The organism is Sorangium sp. So ce204 (assembly GCF_051526795.1).
Lineage (GTDB): Bacteria > Myxococcota_A > Polyangia > Polyangiales > Polyangiaceae > Sorangium > Sorangium cellulosum_B.
On the sequence record NZ_CP150317.1, the window covers coordinates 5,017,467 to 5,035,533 of the forward strand.

General features: G+C 71.0%; 9 protein-coding genes and 2 pseudogenes. 4 read left to right on the plus strand and 7 right to left on the minus strand.

The genetic code is table 11. The features are described 5' to 3' along the window. Positions 1–79 precede the first annotated feature (79 nt). On the plus strand, positions 80–1,027 hold the full coding sequence (locus tag WMF22_RS18545; RefSeq protein ID WP_438036566.1) for an STAS domain-containing protein: 948 nt from the start codon (positions 80–82) through the stop codon (positions 1,025–1,027). Between the two features lie 297 nt (positions 1,028–1,324). Here WMF22_RS18545 and WMF22_RS18550 read toward each other — a convergent pair whose 3' ends face one another. From WMF22_RS18550 to WMF22_RS18580, 7 genes and pseudogenes are all read right to left on the minus strand, one after another. Further along, complete coding sequence (locus WMF22_RS18550; protein ID WP_437300375.1) at positions 1,325–1,930, minus strand: hypothetical protein; 606 nt, start codon at positions 1,928–1,930, stop codon at positions 1,325–1,327. An 11-nt stretch (positions 1,931–1,941) separates the two neighbouring features. Beyond that, positions 1,942–3,159, minus strand: coding sequence for a TPM domain-containing protein (locus WMF22_RS18555; RefSeq protein ID WP_438036567.1), 1,218 nt, complete (start codon positions 3,157–3,159; stop codon positions 1,942–1,944). Between the two features lie 537 nt (positions 3,160–3,696). Next, entirely contained in the window at positions 3,697–4,467 is a 771-nt protein-coding gene (locus WMF22_RS18560; RefSeq protein ID WP_438037267.1) for a sensor histidine kinase, read from the minus strand. Between the two features lie 132 nt (positions 4,468–4,599). After that, positions 4,600–4,953, minus strand: a pseudogene (locus WMF22_RS18565) (RsbRD N-terminal domain-containing protein); the annotation flags it as partial. Between the two features lie 643 nt (positions 4,954–5,596). Next, positions 5,597–5,998 carry a response regulator gene (locus WMF22_RS18570; protein WP_438036568.1) on the minus strand — a complete coding sequence of 134 codons (402 nt, stop codon included), beginning with the start codon at positions 5,996–5,998 and terminating at the stop codon, positions 5,597–5,599. 377 nt (positions 5,999–6,375) lie between these two features. Then, positions 6,376–7,473, minus strand: coding sequence for a sensor histidine kinase (locus WMF22_RS18575; RefSeq protein WP_438036569.1), 1,098 nt, complete (start codon positions 7,471–7,473; stop codon positions 6,376–6,378). Between the two features lie 76 nt (positions 7,474–7,549). After that, the gene (locus WMF22_RS18580; RefSeq protein WP_437300380.1) at positions 7,550–7,900 is read right to left on the minus strand and encodes a hypothetical protein; all 351 of its coding nucleotides are present in this window, start codon (positions 7,898–7,900) and stop codon (positions 7,550–7,552) included. Positions 7,901–8,485: 585 nt separating this feature from the next. Between WMF22_RS18580 and WMF22_RS18585 the strand changes: the two are divergent. The 3 genes and pseudogenes from WMF22_RS18585 to WMF22_RS18595 all read left to right on the plus strand — a co-directional run bounded on the left by WMF22_RS18585 (position 8,486) and on the right by WMF22_RS18595 (position 17,726). Next, positions 8,486–10,043: pseudogene (locus WMF22_RS18585) on the plus strand (IS3 family transposase). Positions 10,044–11,130: 1,087 nt separating this feature from the next. Further along, a complete protein-coding gene (locus WMF22_RS18590) occupies positions 11,131–11,538 on the plus strand; it encodes a hypothetical protein (protein WP_437300381.1) in 408 nt (135 codons plus the stop codon). A gap of 920 nt (positions 11,539–12,458) precedes the next feature. Next, positions 12,459–17,726 carry an AAA family ATPase gene (locus tag WMF22_RS18595; protein WP_438036570.1) on the plus strand — a complete coding sequence of 1,756 codons (5,268 nt, stop codon included), beginning with the start codon at positions 12,459–12,461 and terminating at the stop codon, positions 17,724–17,726. The last annotated feature ends 341 nt before the right edge of the window (positions 17,727–18,067 follow it).

Genomic DNA, 18,067 nt, shown 5'->3' on the forward strand with positions numbered 1-18,067 from the left:
GGGGGATCTCTGCCCTGGCGCGCACCAAGCCAGCGCGTCGCCCGTCGTTGTCTGGTGGGTTGAGCGAGGTCAATGCGTGATGGAGGAAACCGAGCTGGACACGATCGCGGCGCTCCGGAGCGAGAACGACCGCCTCCGGCAGCGCGTCGCCGAGCTCGAAAGGGAGCGCGGGAGCGACGACCCGGATCTCTGGTTTCGCCTCCCGTATCGCGAGATATTCGAGCACTTCCCCATCGGCATCGTCGTCCGTCGCGCGGATGGCGCGTCCATCGGCGCCAACCGGCTACATTATGCGGCCACGGGGGTCGAGCCGCCGACGCCGGAGACCAAGCTGCACAACATCCTCCACGACGAGCAGGCCGTCGAGGGGGGATTCGCGGCGGGGTTCCTGCGCGCGGCGCAGGGCGAGATCGTCGAGCTGGAGCCGAAGCTCGTCGACGTGTCCCGCGTGGGCTTGCCGGGCGCCTACGACATCAAGCTATGGATTGACACGCTCTTCTTCCCCGTCACCGACGAGGCCGGCGCGAAATACGTCATCGAGACGCACCGCGACGTGACCCGGCAGCAGCTCGAGCTCCTCGAGCGCCAGGCGGCCGAGGAGGAGAACCGGCGGCTGCAAGAGGAGATACAGCGCACGCGGGAGGCCGCGCTGCGCGCCCTCTCCACGCCGCTCATCCCCATCGCCGAAGGCGTGCTGGCCATGCCCCTCGTCGGCGATTTTGACAGGGATCGCGCCCGCCAGGTGCTCGAGACCCTCCTCGACGGCGTGGTCCAGCGCGGGGCCCGCACGGCGATCCTCGACGTCACCGGCGTCACCGGCGCCGGGCAAGAGGTCGCCCAGGGGCTGGTCCAGATCGCCAAGGCCGTGCGCCTGCTCGGCGCCGAGGTGGTGCTCACCGGCGTTCAGCCGCAGATGGCCCGGGTCATCGCCGCCATCGAGGAGAGCCTCCACGACGCCGTCGTCCGCAGCACCCTCGAGAGCGGCATCGACCACGCGCTGCGGGCACGCCGGGCGACCGGGCGCTGAGGGGCCGCCCTCGGGCGCAGATGGCGCTGCTGTCCAATCTGCACGCCATCGAGAAGGGGTGCTCCAAGGACCGCCTTGGGCCTGAACCGAGCAGAATTTCGAACCCTCAAGGCACCAAGGGCGCCAAGATCTCGTCTTCTTCTTGGCGTCCTTGGCGCCTTGGCGGTTCATTTCTCGCTCGCTCAAGGAAATCGGTGTTCTACGGGGTATGTTTCTGTAAATTTTCATTGACGCTGCGTGATGCCGCCGGCGCGTGGGATTGGCCGGCAGAGGTGAGAGCAGCAGTCGGCCGCTGCCTTACCAGGCGTCGATCTCGTTCGAGAGCGGCACGCGCGCCGGCAGGCCGAAGAGGCGCGCGGCGAGCTGCGCGGAGAGCCCCGCGGCGAGCGCGTTGTACGCGCTGGCGTCCTCGTCATAGCGCCGGCGCTCGATGCTCACCCGGTTGTCCGCGCCGGCGAGCTCCGCGTCGCGCTCGGGCGAGGGCGCCGCGCCCTCGTGGCGCGCGCGGGTGCGCTCCCGGCGCTCGACGACGTTCTCGACCTGCGCCCTCCTGCGTTCCACCTCGGCGCGCCCCTGCTCCAGCGAGGCGCGCGCCGAGAGGAGCAGGCCGCCGAGCACCAGGGCGATCGCCGAGAGGGCGGCGCCCGCCCAGCGGAGCCGCCGCCGGGCCGCGGCCCTCCGCGCCGCCTCGCGCTGCCGCCGCGCCGCGAGTTCCTCCACCGCCCGGCGTACGTGGCGGGGTGGTATCTCGAGCTCGGCGCCGACGCGCTCGAGATCCTCGATGCGGAGCCGATCCTTGTCCGCCTCGGCGAGGCGCGCGGCGAGCGCGATCACCTCGTCGACGTCCTCGTAATCGACCTTCCTCGCCTGCTCCGCGTCGAGCTCTGTCGCACGCTCGTTCATCGACGTTCCTCCTACCAGCTCGAGCTCGCGCCGCCGCCCCCGAATGATCCGCCACCGCCGCTGTAACCGCTGCTCGATGACGACGACGACGAGGAGGAGGAGGACGAGGAGGACGAGGACGAGGAGTACGACGAGGTCGAGCTCGAGGCGGAAGACGAGCCCGACGACGCGGCCGGGCCGCTGGCGGGCAGGAGCGTTATGGCCGGGAACAGGCCGAACAGGAAGCACATGAAGAGCGCCAGGTAGAGCGACACGTCGACGGAGCTGACGAGCCCGAACAGACCGGCGCCGAACGGGACGACGACGGCGATGGCGATGGCAGACAACCTCACGCGCCGCAGGAAGGGTTCCTCCCGCGCTCTCTTCAGAAACAGGCTCCGTCCGGCGACCAGGCCCATCAGCGTCGCGATGAGCATCACGCCGAGGAGCGGGCCTGCCTGCTTCGTCAGGTAGGTCGATGCGGCGGCCTGGGAGAGCGCCCCGTAAGCCGATACCGACACGAACGCCGCGAGCCCCGGGACGACCAGGAAGGCGAGGACGGCCGTGGCGGCGATAAGCAGTTTCCCTCGCCGGCCCGCCATGTGCCCTTCGAGATCGCCCAGCGCCGCAGGGGAGCGCGGCGCGCGCCGGACCACGAAGCCGAGCAGGACGCCGAACAGCGCACCGAGCGCGTAATGCGCGATGTAGCGCGCCTCGATGTGCGTCGACGGTGACCCGAGCAGCGCCAGCGTCCCCCCCGGCCCCATCTTCTGGTCCGCCGTGAGGGCGACCAGCCTGCCCATCACGAAGCCCGCGGCGCTGCCGTACTGCGAGCGCCGGAGGTCGTCGCGGGACGCGTCGAGGATCGCGCGGCACACGCCGTCGGTCAGGATGTCCTCCAGGCCGTAACCCACCTCGATGCGCATCCGCCGGTCGTCGATGGCCAGCGTGTACAGCACCCCGTTGTCCTGCTTCTCCGTGCCCCCGCCCCAGGCCTCGGCGATCTCCAGCGAGTAATCCTCGATGGGCACGCCGCCCGTGGTCCTCACGAGCAGGACGGCGATCTGCACGCCGGTCCTCTCGCGGTGCGCGAGGAGCTTGCGCGCGAGGTCGTCTCGCTCCTTCGGCGTGAGCACGCCCGCGTGGTCGTTCACCGGGGCCTGGATCGTCACGGCCGGCGCCGCGAGCGCGTATGATGCCGTGAACAGGATCACAAGCACGCCGAGCGCTGCGGCGAGGAGGTGCCGCACACCGCGGCCACTCCCCACCACCGTTCCCACCCCCGGCCACCCTCCCAGTCGAATCGAGCTCATCCGGCCATGGAGAGCCCGGGTCGAGGGGAGAAGCAACGCCGAAGCCCGGATCGGGCGCCACGGCATTGCGTCGTGACGCCGCCCATCTGCAAGGGGAAAACAATTTCCACACGCAAAAACAATGCTGAGTAGTTTCGAATAATTAGCGACTGTGTCCTGCATGGGTGGCGGTCAGCGGGCGGACGCCGTGGAGGCTGCGCGCGAGCCGTCGGGACGCGCCTGTGTGGTCCTGGCGGTCGCGGGTCGTCAAGGGCGCGGCTGAGCTCTATCTCGACCGCGAGGGTACGAGGCCGCGACCGCCGGGAGCGGCGAAGCTGCGGTCGAGCAGGCACAGGGGCAGCCGTTCGATCTGGCGATCACCGACCTGCGGATGCGGGCAGGATGCCACGCTGCGGCGGCCCGAGCGCGCCCATGCCCGCCTCGACGCCGCAGCCGCGCTCTCTGGCCCGAGGCCTGTCTGCTCAGGCGCTTGGGTCAAGGTTCCGGCGGCACGGTCGTGGACGGGTGCGAGAGCCGCGGAAGCGAAACAGTGAAGGTGGTGCCGTGCTCCCGATCGCTCATGACGTCGATGGTGCCGCCGTGGGCTACGACGATCTGCCGGGCGATGAAGAGCCCGAGCCCGAGCCCACCGGATACCCCCTGCGCTTCGGCCTCGCGCGCGCCGCGCCGAAACGGCTCGAAGAGACTGGGCAACAGCTCCGGCGAGATCGGTGTGCCCTGGTTGTTCACCGCGAACACCACGTGCTCCTCCTGTCCCTCGATGGAGACGTGAACGGGCGTAGATGGCGGGCTGTAGTGGATGGCGTTGCTGAGCAGGTTGGACAAGACCTGGGTGAGCCGATCGGAGTCCCAGACGCCGCGCCCGTCGCTGTGCCGTCTGTAGACGATGACACGCTCGGGGTGGAGCAACTCGAGCTCGTTGAGCACCTGACGACAGATGTCGTGCAGGTCGGTCGGCTTCGGGTCGATGGGGATGCCCCGGCCGGTGCGGCTGCGCGTCAGGTCGAGCAGGTCGTTGATCATCCGCGCCATGCGGTCAGCGCAACGGGTGACCCGCGCGAGCATCTTGCTGCTCCCCTCCGGCATGTCCTCGCGCTTCTGCAAGAGCGACGCGGCCATGTGGATCGACGAGAGCGGATCGCGCAGGTCATGTCCGAGGATGGCCACGACGCGGTCGCGAAACTCGGCGTCCTTGCGTAGCTCGCTGCTCGCCTCCTGCTCCATCGTCACGGCGACGGTACTCATGGCCGTGTCGATCGCGGTGTGGATGAGCTGCGCCGGGCCACCTTCGAGCGCGATCGGCGCGGAGCGGCACTCCTCGAGGAGCCCGGCTCGAAAGAGCGAGAGCTCACGCAGCGCGTGTTCCAAACGGTAACGACGGACGGAACGCGAGCGCGCGTGTTCCTTCGCGGCCGAGCCGCTGCCCAGGGATCGGCCGTGCGCCTCTCCCCCGGCTTGATCGACATCGGGTCGCATGAGAGCGTCAATGATCTGGTCGAGCAGGGCCGGGACGTGGTCGAGCAACTCCGGCTCGCTCAGCCGGCTCGCTTCGGGCACCTCTGGGTCATCGAGCACGCGGCGAGCCCATCGTTGAATCAGCGCTTGTTTATGGTCGCGGAGAAACGACGCGAGCTGCAACGATCGAACGGAGTCATCAGCTTTCATGTTGGGCATGGCAGGCAGGCGAGCTCGCGAACGTGAGGCGCTCCGGCGCCCTCGCGAGCTCAACATCGAAGCTTTGCACAGACGCTCGAAATAGCTCCGACGTTGTGGCGCGGAGTTGGTGGGCGTGGACCTCGGCGTCACCGCTGGCGCTGGACTCGTTGCCGTGGCGGCTCGCCGGCTCGACGATGCCGAGCTCTGCCAGGCCGACCCGATCGCCCGTCAATGTGGCGTGGCCGTGGTGGGTGTGTAGCGAGCTTGGGAGCGCTGCTCCTCAGCGCGCGCGAGCTCGTCGGGCACGCCGGTGCCGAGCTCCTGGAGCGCGAGTTCCTCGGGTGCGTCGGCTCCTGGCTAGCGAACAGTCAGCCGCTCCGCGCTTGCCCGGGTGGACATCGACGGTCCGAGCTCGCCGGCATCCATCGCGACCCCGCGGCCGCTCCGTGCTCGAGGACCTCGACGCCGCGGCGCGCTGTCTGCTCGGGGCGCCATGCACGCGATGCCGACGCCGGCCCCGAGCTCGCCGGCATCCGCCTCGACCCGCGGCCGCTCCGACCTCGACGGAGTGGACATCGACGCGGCCGCGCCGACCTCGATCGGGTGGACGTCGCGGAGCGCGCTGACGGCGCCGGTTGCTGCTGACTCGGCCGTCGGTGCGATGCGCGACTCGCTCTGCGCGCCCACGCGCGACGGGTTGCGCGTGCGGACGAGCGACCTACGCGCGCGCTTCGTTGAGCGCGGCCTTGATGATCTGCAGCAGATTCTCGAGGTGGATGGGCTTGTGGACGATCCGGAACGCTCCCTCTTTCGAGCAGCGCATGGTGGCTTCGTCGGAAGCGTAGCCCGTCACCACGATGACCGGCAGGTTCGGATGGATCCGTTTCAGGGCGACCAGGGTCTCATAGCCACCCATGCCCGGCATCCGCAGGTCGGTGATCGCCAGATCGAACGGCCGCCCCTGTGCCTGCTCGACCGCACTTTCGCCGCTCTCGGCGGTAGCGACATCGTACCCCTCGCCGGAGAGGAACATCTCCAGCGCCTCTCGAATGTCTGGCTCATCGTCAATCACCAGGACCCGCCGCCTGTCAACCGGATGCCCGCTCGGGTGTGCGTACACGTTTCCTCCTCGCTCCGGCCTTCGCCGACAGCATGAAATTCAGGCCCGGGTTTGCTGCGGGACCGAGCCGACGCCGTGGCCACACCCGCCACGGCGTTGCTGAGGATGACCTGTCCGAAGGCGGGAAGCTGCTGCGGCCGTGACAGGCGGAACCGTGGCGCTGCGAGCCGCTGTGGCCGCAACCCCGGGCGACCCGCGAGCAATACACGTAGGGTCAAGATAAGGTGCAACCGCCTGCGCTCCTCGGCTCTCGGGCAAGCCTCGGCCCGTCTGCTCGGACGCTAGGACGCGACGCCGCGACGCCCCGAGCTCGTCGACGCCCGCCTCGATGTCGCAGCTGCGCTCTCTGGTCTGCGGCCTGGTTGCAGATGCCCGGGTCAAGGTTCCGGCGGCGCGGTCGTGGACGTGTGCGAGAGCCGCGGAAGCGAAACGGTGAAGGTGGTGCCGTGCTCCTGATCGCTCATGGCGCCGATGGTGCCGCCGTGGGCTATGACGATCTGCCGGGCGATGAAGAGTCCGAGCCCGAGCCCGCCGGAGGCGCTCTGCGCTTCGGCTTCGCGCGCACCGCGCCGGAACGGCTCGAAGAGCCTGGGCAACAGCTCCGGCGAGATCGGCGTGCCCTGGTTGTTCACCGAGAGCACCATACGCTCCCCCTGTCCGTCGATGGTGACGTGAACGGGTGTCGATGGTGGGCTGTAGTGGATGGCGTTTCTGAGCAGGTTGCACACCATCTGGGCGAGCCGATCGGAGTCCCAAACGCCGCGTCCATCGCCGTGGTGGCTGTAGAGGATGGCACGCTCGGGGTGGAGCAACTCGAGATCATTGAGCAGGTGGCGGCACATGTCGTGCAGGTTGGTCGGCTTCGGCTCGATGGGGATGCCTCGGGCGCGGCTGCGCGTCAGGTCGAGCAGGTCGTTGATCATCCGCGCCATGCGGTCAGCGCAACGGGTGACCCGCGCGAGCATCTTGCTGCCCCCCTCCGGCATGTCCTCGCGCTTCTGCAAGAGCGACGCGGCCATGTGGATCGACGAGAGCGGATCGCGCAAGTCGTGTCCGAGGATGGCCATGACGCGGTCGCGAAACTCGGCCTCCTTGCGTAGCTCGCTGCTCGTCTCCCGCTCCATCGTCACGGCGACGGTGCTCATGACCATGTCGATGGCGGAGTGAATGAGCTGCGCCGAGCCACCTTCGAGCGCGATTGACGCGGAGCGGCACTCCTCGAGGAGCGCGGAGCGGAAAAGCGAGAGCTCACGAAGCGCGTGATCTAGGCCGTACCGACGCACGGCACGCGAGCGCGCGTGTTCCTTCGCGGCCGAGCCGCTGCCCAGGGCTCGGCCACACGCCTCTCCTCCTGTTCGCACGACATCGGGTTGCATGAGCGCGTCAATGATCTGATCCAGCAGGATCGGGACGTGGTCGAGCAATTCGGGCACGCTCAGCCGGCTCGCTTCGGGTACCCCCGGGTCGTCGAGCACGCGGCGAGCCCACCGTTAAATTAGCGCTTGCTTGCGGTCACGGAGAAGCGACGCGAGCTGCAGCGATCGGCCGGGGTCACCCGTTTTCATGTTGGGTATGATAGCCGTGCCAGCTCGCATACGTGGAGCGCTCCGGCACCCTCGCGAGCTCGATTCCCGCAACATCACCGCTCGCGCTGAGCTCGTCACTACGGCATGGCAGAGCTCGTTGATGCCGAGCTCTGCCATGCCGTCGCACGCGGATCTCGTCGTGAGCGACAGCGCAGAATTCGCCGGTGTGCGCCTCATCTCGCCCGCCGTGCAGCGCTCGACCATTCGACGGCGAGCGCACGAGCTTGCTGCCGATGAGCTCGGCGCCGGCGAGCGCCACCGGCTCGACCTCACGCGCCGACGCGGCCGTGCGGGGCACCTGCTTCGGCGACGTCACATTGCCCAACCGGGCGCCGGGCCCCGAAGCTCTCTGACCAGCAGGGGGCCGCGCCAAGCTCGCGCTCGATCTCCTCGTACTTGGCATCGCTCCCGAGCTCAGCGAGTGACACGAACCGGGTCGAGTTCGCCGACGTGCGCCTCGACATGGCCGCCACGTCCGCAGACCTGCGGCCTGCCTGCTTGGGCGCCGTAAACGCGACGCGGGCGACCTGGCACGAGCTCGTCCGGCACTCCGCTCGACACCACCGGCCGCGCCGACTTCGTGGACGTTGACGCCGGCGACGGTCCCGAGATCGCCGGCATCCCCCTCGACGCCGCAGCCGCCTCGAGCTCGGCCAAGCGGACATCGACGCCGGCGCGATCCTGCGCTCTCCGACGTGCGCCTCGACGGCGGTAATCTCCCGCGCACTCGCGATCAGTCGCGTCTGCTCGCACGCGGTGGCCCTGCGTGGTTCCCTTGCAAGATCAGCGCGTTCCGGCGAATGTGCAGACAAGCCCCCCCTGTCAGAGAAGTTGTCGCCCGATCTGATCCGCTTACGAAGAGTCAGGTCACCACGTTCGGGGAGCGGAGACAGGCTTTGAGGTGAGAGAGTACTCAGAATCCTTCAAAAGAAAAATCGTCCAACGGCTCCTCGCCCCAGGAGGACCGACGGCGGTGGCGCTGTCGGCCGAGACGGGGGTGCATCAGACGACGCTCTCGCGCTGGCTTCGCGATGCTCGTAGCCTCGCGCCCATGTCCGACGACGCTCGCCGCTCCGCGCCTGTGCCCCCCTCTGCCGCTCGCCGCCCCGAGGACTGGAGCCCGGAGCAGAAGCTGCGCGCGGTGACGGAGGCGGCTGCGCTCTCGGAGCGGGAGCTCGGCGAGTTTCTTCGCCGCGAGGGGCTGCACGAGGCGCAGCTCGCCGAGTGGCGCAAGGCCGCGTTGGAGGCGCTGGGAGGGCCGGCCAAGCCAGGACCCAGCCCGGCCCCGTCACGGCGCGTTCGGGAGCTGGAGAGGCAGCTGAGGCGCAAGGACAAGGCGCTGGCCGAGGCGGCGGCGCTGCTGGTGCTCCAAAAGAAAGTCCAGGCCCTCTGGGGGGACGGGGACGACGACACGGACCCGGAGACCGACAGGTGACGCTCGCGCTCATCGACGAGGCCGTGCAGGGCGGCGCCACGCTCGAGGCGGCCTGCCGTGCGCTCGGGCTCAGCGCGCGGACCGTTGCCCGCTGGCGAGAGGAGGCCGGCGGCGAGGACGGCCGAGCCGAGCCGGACCGCGCCACGCGCCGGCGCACAAGCTGACCGACGCCGAGCGCCGGCGCATCGTCGAGACGGCCAACAGCCCCGAGTTCCGTAACCTCTCGCCCAAGCAGATTGTGCCGCACCTGGCCGATCGTGGCGTCTACATCGCTTCGGAGTCGAGCTTCTACCGCGTCCTGCGGGAGCAAGGGCTGCTCGCGCACCCCCATCCGCCTCGACCGGCGAGTGCCCATCGTCCTCGCGAATTCGTCGCCAAACAGCCCAATCAGGTTTGGTGCTGGGACATCACCTACCTGAAGAGCGCGGTGCGCGGAGAGTTCTACTTCCTGTACCTGGTGGTGGACGTCTATAGCCGCAAGACTGTCGGCTGGTCGGTCGAGACCGAGGAGTCGATGCTGGCTGCCGCTCGCCTCGTCGAGCAGACCTTCGGCCGGGAGAACGTGGGCTCTGGCTGCCTGGTGCTGCACGCGGACAACGGCGGCCCGATGAAAGGCTCGACCATGCTCGCCACCCTCCAGCGCCTGGGCGTCGTGCCCTCCTTCAGCCGCCCTCGCGTCAGCGACGACAACCCCTACGCCGAGGCCCTTTTCCGCACGCTCAAGTACCGGCCCGAGTACCCACGCCGCCCGTTCGCCACGGTCGAGCAGGCGCGCCACTGGGTCGAGCGCTTCGTCGCCTGGTACAACGGCGAGCACCTGCACAGCGGCATCCGCTTCGTCACCCCCAACGACCGCCACCAAGGGCACGACGGCGCGCTGCTCGCCGCCCGCCACGCCCTCTACCAGCGGGCCCGCCGCAGGACACCCCGGCGCTGGACCGGCCAGACTCGCAACTGGACGCCCAGCGGCCCCGTCACGCTCAACCCTCACACCCACGAGGCCAAAGCACTCATGACGACCTGACCGAGTTGCCGGACAACTATCTTGACACCCCCCGCACCGCGTTGCAGCGATGCCGCCCACACGCGTTGAGACGTTTGCGACCAAGGCGGCAGACATTTCTTAGGCGCGCCTCCGCCGACGCGTGCGTCTCTCGACGAGGTGAGGACCTCGACGGTTCCGAACTCGCCGGTGTGAGGCCGCCGCGCCGCGCTCGATCAGGTGAAGATCACCGGCCCCGAGCTGGCCGGCGTCCACGCCGCAGCCGCTCCACGCTCGTGGACCTCGATGGCGCGGCCGCGCTGTCTGCTCCGCCGCCACGGAGCGTGAGGCCGGTGATGGTGCCGAGCTCAGAACCTCGACCGCGCGGCCGCGGTGTCTGCTCCGCTGCCATGTGGCACGACACCGGCGCGATCCCGAGCTCGTCGCTAGCGTCCATCTCGACGCTGCGGCCGCGCCGCCCTCGGCCAGGTGGACAACGGTCCCGAACTCGCCCACGTCCACCTCGACGCCGGCCGCGCTGCGCTCGGCTTGGCGGACATCGACCAGGCCGCGCCGCGCTCGTCCTGGCGGGCCGCGACGCCGGCGCGCGCGCTGAGTGTGCCGCCATCACGGCCACGCCACGGCCAAGGGCGCTCGGCGCGTGGAGCCACGCAGGGAGATTGCGACGCAATTACGCGCGCTTGTGCGCAGCGGCCCCGTAGGGGTGTATAACCCCGGAGCAGATAGCAAGGCCGCGTTCCTCGCTCCGGAGCGGCCGCGCGAGCTCGCCCCGCTCGACGGTCGGGCCGTGGGATCGCCGGAGGGGTCACCCAGCACACCGAGCTCACGTGATCGGGTCCCAGCGAACGCCAGTCAAGGCACGGTGTCACGTGAGGACCGGCGTCCCCTTGGTCGCACGCTACATCAGACTTTAATGCCGTCGCCCTCGTCAGGCGCCGACTCTGGTACTGTGCTTTAACGCTCTTTAAAGTTGAACGGAAAATGAAGGCTTCGCTCTGGCGGGTTTGCGGTTCGGTGCTTTTGTTGACGCATGAGCTCGCGGCGCTGGTACGAGCTCGCGTGCGGAGTTGTCCGCGCGCCGAGCCACGTCCTGGAAGAGTGTTTCCAGATGAACAAGCAGACCCGGTGCCACCTGCGCGCGATCGCACGGCTGCACCCCGAGATCGGCAACCTGTGTGATCAGCTTGAAGCGCCCTGGAACGCCGTGCGAAGGATCGCGCACGCGCCGGGGGCGGCGGCGCAGTGGGAGCGCGCGGCGCAGGTGCTCGGTGAGCACGTGGAGAAGCGCCGGGCGACGGCGCCGCGCCGGTCGAGGCTGGAGGCTGCGCGCCTGGAGGCGCTGAAGCGAATGGGACCGCCGATGGAAGGGGAAGGAAAGCTCGCAAGCAGCCTGCGAGCCGCGTGGGAGGCGGCGGAGCGCGGGACGGCCGCGGTCCCAAGCCCACGTCCGGGCGATCGGCATGCTGGTCTGCGGTGCAGCGCTGCCCGGCGGGAAGCGCGCCAGTCGAGCACATGAAGCGGCGTCGCGTTGGACCTTCGCTGCGTACATCTCCCGTGCGTGCCTATCGCGCCCCCTCGCCGATCCCATTCAGGGAAACGGAGCGTCTCGACCTGGATCCCGTCCTGCCCCGTTACCATCTCGCCCGACCAATCCCTGCGAGTGCCGCCCTTGCGCGGCGGTCCCAGCTCGTTCATGACGCCTTCCCGCGTGAGCTGGTCCTCGTCGAGATACGCGATTCCGATCGAGTCACCGCCACGCAAGGGGCCGCCAAAGCCGCCGTCGCCCCCTTGGCGCAGTCGCGTCAGGCTCGCCGTAGACCCATGCACCCCTCTCTGGGTACGCTGGAGCATGGCCGCGGTCGTGCGTGTCCTGGCATGCGACCGTCAGCGCGCCATCATCGGCGGCGGCCTGCCTCACGGCGCCGCGACGGGCCGCGCTCGGGCGCGACGGGCCGCGCTCGGGCGCGACGGTGGCACGGGCCCGCAAGCGCAGCTCCTCCAGCGTGGCCGATAACGCGCCATCATCGGCGGCGGCCTGCCTCCGGCGGAGGCGACGGGTCGCGCTCGGGCGCGATGGTGGCGCACGGGCCCGCTCGCGCAGTTCCTCGCGCGCGGCCGTCGGCGCGCCGTCATCGGCGACCTGCCCCGCGGCGCCGCGACGGGCCGCGCTCGGGCGGAAGTTGCGCACGGGCCCGCTCGCGCAGTTCCTCGCGGGGCGGTGGCACACGGCGCGCTCGCGCAGTTCCTCGCGGGGCGGTGGCACACGGCGCGCTCGCGCAGTTCCTCGCGGGGCGGTGGCGCACGGCGCGCTCGCGCAGCTCCTCGCGCGCGGCGGGTGCCCAGGCGCCGAGATGTCGCTATGCTCTCTCCCTCGCACCGAGCACAAACCGCGCATCCCGCCGCTCGCGCGCCAAGCGGGCGGCCAGCACGAGGCCCATGGACGTCGCGGCTCAGATCGTCAAAGCCTTGAAGTCTGCCGGCTATGGGCAGATCGAGGCGGTCGCCCGCACCAGGTCGGGTGCGGTGTTCCGGGCGGTCGCGCCGCCGGACGGGCGCGCCGTCCACTCCGTGATTCTCAAGATCCACACCGACGAGAGCGAGGGGCCCGACCGAGAGGCCGCGGTGCTCCGTCGCCTTGGGCGCACCTTTCAGCTCCTCACCCTCGGCGGCACGCGGTACCTGGAGACGCCAGATATCGGCGGCGTCTCCGTCGCCAGTGTCTGCGCCCGGCGGCGACTCGCGATCGACGAGGCGCTCGTGATCGGCGCCAGGCTCGCAGGCGAGCTGTCCAAGGTGCACCGCTCCCACGTCATCCACAAGGATGTCAATCCTTCGAACGTCGTGTGGAACGAGCGCACGGGCGCTGTTCAGCTGATCGATTTCGGTGTCGCGAGCGAGCTGCCGCTGGAGCAGGCGGAGCTCGCGCAGCCGTCCCAGATCGAGGGGACGCTCGCCTACATGGCGCCCGAGCAGACGGGCCGCATGAACAGGCCGCTCGACGCCCGGGCCGATCTCTATGCGCTGGGCGTGACGCTGTACGAGATGCTCACGGGCCGCCGGCCCTTCGAGACGAGCGACCCGCTTGATCTTGTGTATTGCCACCTCGCGCGCGTCGCCGCCCCGCCGCGCGAGGTCGACCCCCGTGTTCCCGATGTCGTGTCCGACATCGTGCTCCGCCTGATGGCCAAGGAGCCGCCAGATCGCTACCAGACGGCCTGGGGCGTCGAGGCGGACCTCTGCTCGTGCGTCGAATCATGGCGCCGCGCGCGCCGGATCGAGCCCTTCCCGCTCGGTCGGCGCGATGTCCCGGATCGGCTGGCGATCCCCCGCCGGCTGTACGGTCGCGATGAGGAGATCCAGGCCGTCGCGCTCGCCCTGGAGCGCTCCTCCGCCGAGGGGCGCGCGGAGCTCGTGCTCGTCGGCGGACCGCCAGGGATCGGCAAATCGGCGCTTGCCCACGAGCTGCTGCGCCCCATCACGGGCAAGCGCGGGCTGTTCGCCGCGGGCAAATGCGACAGGTTCCAGCGCGCGACGCCGTACGCCGTCCTCGCCAGGGCGCTGCACGACGTCGTACGGCACCTGCTCGGGGCCGAGCCCGACGCCGTCGCGTCATGGCGGCAGGCGCTCCTCTCCACGCTGGGCGAGAACGGCGCCCTGGTCACCGCGCTCGTGCCGGAGCTCTCGCTGCTGGTCGGGCCGCAGCCTCCGCTGCGGGAGCTCGAGCCCGTGGAGGCGCACAACCGCTCGACGCTGGTGCTCCGCAGGTTCGTGCGCGCGCTGTGCCGAGACGACCAGCCGCTGGTCCTGTTCCTCGACGATCTCCAGTGGGCAGACGCCGCGATGCTCGGCCTGCTCTGCGAGCTCGCCGCCGATCCGGACCTGCGCTTCTGCTGCATGATCCTCGCGTACCGCGACAACGACCTCTCCGAGGGGCACCCCCTGCGCGCGGCGATGGATCGCATGCGCGACGGCGCTGCGAGGGTCACCTCGCTCGCGCTCTCGCCGCTGCGCGAGCGCGACGTCGTGGAGATCGTCGCCGGCGCGCTGCGGGCGCCGGCCTCGCGCGCGGCGAGCCTCGCGCGCATCGTGGAGCGGAAGACAGGGGGCAACCCGTTCGTCATCGGCCAGCTCCTGCAGCGGCTGCACCGCGACGGCGTCATCACGTTCGACCCGGCCGGCGCCTGCTTCACGTGGGACGAGGCCCGCGCCGAGGCCGCGCCGATGGCGGAGAACGCCGCCGAGCTGCTCCGCGCGCGGCTCGGCGAGCTCTCGCCGGCCGCGAGGGAGGCGCTGCGTGTGGGCGCGTGCCTCGGCGATACGTTCGACCTCGGCACGCTCGCGGCCCTCCGCCGCGCCGCCGCGGAGGAGACGCTCTCGGATCTGCGGGAGCCGGTGGAGGCCGGGATGCTGATCCCGCTCCGCCTCCGGGCGCCCGCTGGCCACTCCTCGGGCGCGACGTTCGCGTTCGCGCACGATCGGATCCGGGAGGCGGCCTATGCGCTCATCGAGGAGCGGGATCGGCCCGCTGTGCACCTCGATCTCGGACGGCGGCTCCTCGCGATGACGCCGGCCGAGCGCCTGGACGAGCGCCTGTTCGTGATCCTGGACCAGCTCAAGGCGGGGGAGGCGCTGCTCGCGGAGGAGGGGGAGCGGATCGAGGTGGCCCGGCTGTTCCTGCGCGGCGGCCAGCGGGCGCTCGGCGCGGCGTCGTTCGAGGTGGCCGAGACCCTGCTCGGCGCGGGCACCCGAGTGCTGGGCGAGCAGGGCTTCGCGCGGGCGCGCGAGCTCGCTGCCTCGCTGTACCGGGCAGCGGCGCTCGCGGCCTGCCTCGTCGGCGATTTCGACGGCGTCGAGCAGCTCGTCTCCGCGCTCTCCGCCCATGCGGACTCGGTCCTCGACGAGGTCCAGGCCGACGGGCTCCGCATCCGGAGCGCGCAGGCGCAGGACCGCCGCGCCGAGGCCGTGCGCGTGGGCTTCCGCGCGCTCGGGCGGCTCGGGGTCACGTTCCCCGAGGAGCCCGCGGCCGAGGAGGTGCAGCGTGCCATCGCGGCCATCCTCGAGCGGCTCTCGGGAAAGGCGGTGGAGGAGCTCGCGGCGCTGCCGCCGATGCGCGATCCAGGCGCCCTCGCCGCCATGGGGATCATCCGCCAGCTCATGGCCGTGGCCTTCCTGGTGGCGCCGGCGCACTACCCGCTGCTCGTCACCGAGGGCGTGCGGCTCTCCATCGAGCGCGGCAACGCCCCATCGTCCGCGCAGGCGTACGGGAATTTCGGCCATCTTCTCTATGTCATGGCGGGCGACGCCGAGGGCGGTGCGGCCTTCGGCCGGCTCGCGATGGAGGTGATGACGCGGCTGCGAGCCCGCGAGCTCGTCGCCATCGTCATCCCGCTCGTCGAGGGTCTGCTCCACCCGCGCACGGCGCACTTCCGTGACGCGCTCGCGCCGCTGCGCCTCGGGTACCAGGAGGGACTGGCGCACGGCGATTTCGAGTCGGCGACCTACTGTGGCGTGCTGTACGGCATGTACGCCTACATCAGCGGCGCGCCGCTCCGCGGGCTCTCGCAGGAGATCGGGGAGCTGCGCCGCTCCTTCACGCTGCTCCACCAGGAGCCCATGATGCGCCTCATCAAGGCGTCCCAGCAGGCCATGTTGAACCTCCTCGGGGCGGGCGGGCAGCCGACGGTCCTGAAGGGCGAGGCGTTCGACGCGGAGGCGGTGCGCCCCGCTCTGGAGGCCGCCGGCGACTCGTCCACCCTGTTCAATGTCGCCTTCCATCGCACCTTGCTGCTCGCCCTCTTCGGCGATTTCCAGGGCGTCCTCGACGAGCTCGATCGGGTCGGACCTCATCTCTCGGCCGTGCGCACGCTCCCCATGTACACCCGGGTTCAGATCCCGGAGGCGCTCGCTTGCCTGATGCTCGCCGCGGAAGAGGCGGGGGAGCGGCGCGCTGCGCTCGTCGAGCGCGCCGACGGCATCCTCGCCGAGCTGCGGCAGGCGGCACGGCACGCCCCGATGAACTTCGGACACCACGTCGCGCTCATCGAGGCGATGCGGTCCGGGATCCGGGGCGAGCACCCCTGGACCACGGCCAGGCTCTACGATGAAGCCGTCACCGGGGCGGAGGCGCAGGGCTACGTGCAGGACGCCGCGTTCGCGTGCGAGCTCGCCGGCCGCTTCTGGCTGGCGACGGGCAAGGCCTTCCTGGCGCGCGCCTACCTGGAGCGCGCGCGGCGGCTCTACGCCCGGTGGGGCGCCGTGGCCAAGGTCGCGCAGCTCGAGCAGCAGTACGCGAGCCTCCTGCCGATGCACGCCCCCATGGGCGCGCTGATCACGACCTCGCAGGCGCCGGCCGTCCTGCTCGACGCGGCGTCGCTCTTCAAGGCGTTGCACGCCATCACGAGCAGCCTGACGCTCCACGAGCTCCCGACGCGCCTCCTCTCCACGGTCATGGAGAACGCCGGCGCGCAGCGGGGGGCGCTCTTCGTCGAGCGGGAGGGCGCGCTCGTCCTCGAGGCGGCCGGCGACCCGTCCCGCGGGGCCGTCCGCGCGGGGGGCGTACCCGTCGAGCGCGCCGGCGATCGCGCGTGCCTGTCCGTCGTGCGCACGGTGGCGCGGACCCGGGCCCCGATGGTCCTCGAGGACGCGCGCACGTCTCCGGCGACGCGCGACGATCCCTACGTGGTGTCGCGACAGACCCGATCCATGCTGTGCGCCCCGGTCCTCTCGGGGGGCGCGCTGCGCGGCGTGCTGTACATCGAGAACGACCTCGCGACGGGCGCGTTCACGGCCGAGCGCGTGGAGGTGGTCGGGATCCTGTCGGCCCAGGCCGCCGTCGCGCTGGAGAACGCGTTCCTCTACGACGACCTCGCGCGCCTGCTGGAGGAGCGGACGCGCCTGCTCGCGCTGGCCGAGGAGGGGGTCCGGGCGCGCGACACGTTCCTCACGCTCGCCGCGCACGAGCTGAGGACGCCGCTCACGCCGCTCCTGATGGAAGTCCAGGTCCTGCTCCGGGACGCGCGCGCCGGCGGGACGAAGGCCGGGGGGCCGGAGCGCGCGGCCACGAAGCTGGAGCGCGCCGTGCGCCAGATCGCGCGCCTCGAGCGGCTCGCGAACGATCTCCTCGACGTCGCGCGCCTCTCCGCGGGCCAGCCGGAGATGCAGATGGAGCCGGTGGATCTGTCACAGGTCGTCCGCGACGTCGCCGCGAGCCACGCGGTGGCGCTCGAGCACGCAGGCTCGACGCTGTCCCTCGCGGCGGAGCCGGGGGTCGTGGGCGTCTGGGACCGCGCGCGTCTCCGGCAGGTGGTGGACAAGCTGCTGTCGAACGCCGTCAAGTTCGGGGAGGGGAAGCCCATCGTTGTCCGGGCCGAGGGCGACGGCGATTGGGCCCGGCTCGTCGTGCGCGACCGCGGCGCCGGCATCCCCCGCGCGACGCAGGCGCGGCTCTTCGGGCGGTTCGAGCGCGGCGTGTCGGAGCGCCACTTCGGCGGGCTCGGCCTCGGGCTGTGGATCGTGCGGCGCGTCGTCGACGCGCTGGGCGGAAGCATCCGGATCGAGAGCGAGCCCGGCGCGGGCGCCACGTTCATCGTGGAGCTGCCGCGCGAGCCCATGCGGGATGGCAGCCGGCCGGGCCCGAACGCGCGGACGAACCGACAGGCCCCGTCGGACGCGCCTCACAGCCGCGCCGGAGGGGAGACGGGGTGATGTCTCCCGCCGCCCGTCTCCACGGAAGGAACCAGCGTCAGATGATGCAGCGCTTCAATGTCATCGTGTTGGGCAACTCTTCCCCCGAGCGGCCCCAGACGCGCCGCGCGGCGCCCCCAGCAGGAACGCGGCGTCAAGAATGAGGGGGCACACGCCGGCGAGATCGGCGCCACCGTCGGCCAGCCCGCCGGGACGGGCGCGTCGGTAGCGCGACGAAGCAACGCGCGCGGCGGCGGAGCTCGGATACCACGTCGTGGAGCTCGGGCGCCGTCACGGCGCCGTCATCGGCGGCGGCCTGCCGCACGGCGAGGCGACGGGCCGCGCTCGGGCGCGTGGCGCAC